Below are 2,574 nucleotides of genomic sequence, written 5' to 3'. Positions count from 1 at the left end.
CACCTGGCGGTACAACTGGCACACCAGAGGTTCGTCCGTCCCGGTCCTCTCGTACTAGGGACAGGTCTTCTCAAGTTTCCTGCGCGCGCAGCGGATAGGGACCGAACTGTCTCACGACGTTCTAAACCCAGCTCGCGTACCGCTTTAATGGGCGAACAGCCCAACCCTTGGGACCAACTCCAGCCCCAGGATGCGACGAGCCGACATCGAGGTGCCAAACCATGCCGTCGATATGGACTCTTGGGCAAGATCAGCCTGTTATCCCCGGGGTACCTTTTATCCGTTGAGCGACCGCGTTTCCACGAACCACGGCCGGATCACTAGTTCCTACTTTCGTACCTGCTTCACCTGTCAGTGTCGCAGTCAAGCTCTCTTCTACACTTACGCTCGACACCTGATTACCAACCAGGCTGAGAGAACCTTTGAGCGCCTCCGTTACTTTTTGGGAGGCAACCGCCCCAGTTAAACTACCCACCAGGCACTGTCCCTGATCCGGATTACGGACCTGGGTTAGATAACCGTTTGTATCAGAGTGGTATTTCAACGTTGACTCCACCCACACTGGCGTGCGGGTTTCATAGTCTCCCACCTATCCTACACAAACACAACCGGCTACCAATACCAAGCTATAGTAAAGGTCCCGGGGTCTTTCCGTCCTGCTGCGCGAAACGAGCATCTTTACTCGTATTGCAATTTCACCGAGTTCATGGTTGAGACAGCGGAGAAGTCGTTACGCCATTCGTGCAGGTCGGAACTTACCCGACAAGGAATTTCGCTACCTTAGGATGGTTATAGTTACCACCGCCGTTTACTGGGGCTTAACTTCAAACCTTCACACCCGAGGGTGTTGAGCTTTCCGCTTAACCTTCCAGCACCGGGCAGGCGTCAGTGCGTATACATCGCCTTACGGCTTCGCACGCACCTATGTTTTTAGTAAACAGTCGCTTCTCCCTATTCACTGCGACCCCTCCCAAATCAGTCTCACGTTGACGTGAGTGTCCGGGCGGGGTCCCCCTTCTCCCGAAGTTACGGGGGCATTTTGCCGAGTTCCTTAACCATGATTCACTCGCACGCCTCGGTATACTCTACCTGACCACCTGTGTCGGTTTAGGGTACGGGCGGTGTTAGCTCTCGCGTCGAGGCTTTTCTAGGCAGCTCAGGCTCCCCCACAACAACACTGTAGGTGTTGTTTTATCCGTCCTCACCCTCATGTCTCCCGGATTTGCCTAGGAAACGGGCTGCGACGTTGAACTGGCACAACCACCGGCCAGCGTGGGCTACCACTCTGCGTCCCCCCTGTTAATACGCTTACCGCACCACCAGCCACACAAAGACAAGCTCCAAACCATGTTTCCGAAGAAACAAGGATTGTTTACTGCGTTCGTGCTTTTAATGGATTAGTATTTGTCGATCTAACACCGGTACCAGAATATCAACTGGTTGTCCATCGACTACGCCTGTCGGCCTCGCCTTAGGACCCGACTAACCCAGGGCGGATAAACCTAGCCCTGGAACCCTTAGTCAATCGGCGGACGGGATTCTCACCCGCCTAATCGTTACTCATGCCTGCATTCTCACTCGCGTGTAGTCCACCAGGGTTTACACCCAAGCTTCACCCCAACACGCGACGCTCCCCTACCCACCCACACCTAATAGTGTGAGTGCCATGGCTTCGGCGGTGTGCTTAAGCCCCGCTACATTGTCGGCGCGGAATCACTTGACCAGTGAGCTATTACGCACTCTTTCAAGGGTGGCTGCTTCTAAGCCAACCTCCTGGTTGTCTATGCAACTCCACATCCTTTCCCACTCAGCACACCCTTAGGGGCCTTAGCCGATGATCTGGGCTGTTTCCCTCTCGACTACGAAGCTTATCCCCCGCAGTCTCACTGCCGTGCACTAACCTAACTGGCATTCGGAGTTTAGCTGACCTCAGTAACCGCAATGGCCCATTAACCAACCAGTAGCTCTACCTCCAGCAGGATAAACACGACGCTGCACCTAAATGCATTTCGGGGAGAACCAGCTATCACGGAGTTTGATTGGCCTTTCACCCCTACCCACAGCTCATCCCCCCAGTTTTCAACCTAGGTGGGTGCGGTCCTCCACAGAGTCTTACCTCTGCTTCAACCTGGCCATGGGTAGATCACCCCGCTTCGGGTCTAGAGCATGCGACTAAAACGCCCAGTTAAGACTCGCTTTCGCTACGGATCCCCCACACGGGTTAACCTTGCCACATACCACTAACTCGCAGGCTCATTCTTCAAAAGGCACGCCATCACCACACCCCAAAAAAAAGGGGCGACTGGCTCTGACGGCTTATAGGCATCCGGTTTCAGGTACTATTTCACTCCCCTCCCGGGGTACTTTTCACCATTCCCTCACGGTACTATGCACTATCGGTCACCTTGTAGTATTTAGGCTTACCCAGTGGTCTGGGCAGATTCACAGCAGATTCCACGAGCCCGCTGCTACTCGGGTATCAAGTCCAAGCAAAGGTCAACTCGCGCTTACACGACTATCACGCACTCCGGTCAGGCTTCCCAACCTGTTCAACACCAAAGTCAACCAAAAACT

At 54.1% G+C, this 2,574-nt stretch carries 1 rRNA gene and 1 other annotated feature (1 of these 2 cut by a window edge); the gene reads right to left on the bottom strand.

Going from position 1 to position 2,574, the window contains the following annotated elements:
• Positions 1-84 precede the first annotated feature (84 nt).
• Positions 85-686 (bottom strand) — a sequence feature (23S ribosomal RNA rRNA prediction is too short).
• Positions 687-690: 4 nt separating this feature from the next.
• A 23S ribosomal RNA gene (locus tag HMPREF0044_RS08040) occupies positions 691-2,574 on the bottom strand; it runs 839 nt beyond the window's last position.

The sequence above is a fragment of the Gleimia coleocanis DSM 15436 genome (genome assembly GCF_000159015.1).
Taxonomy (GTDB): domain Bacteria; phylum Actinomycetota; class Actinomycetes; order Actinomycetales; family Actinomycetaceae; genus Gleimia; species Gleimia coleocanis.
Note: the sequence above shows the minus strand (reverse complement) of the source record. Positions and strands in the feature narration are given on the sequence as shown.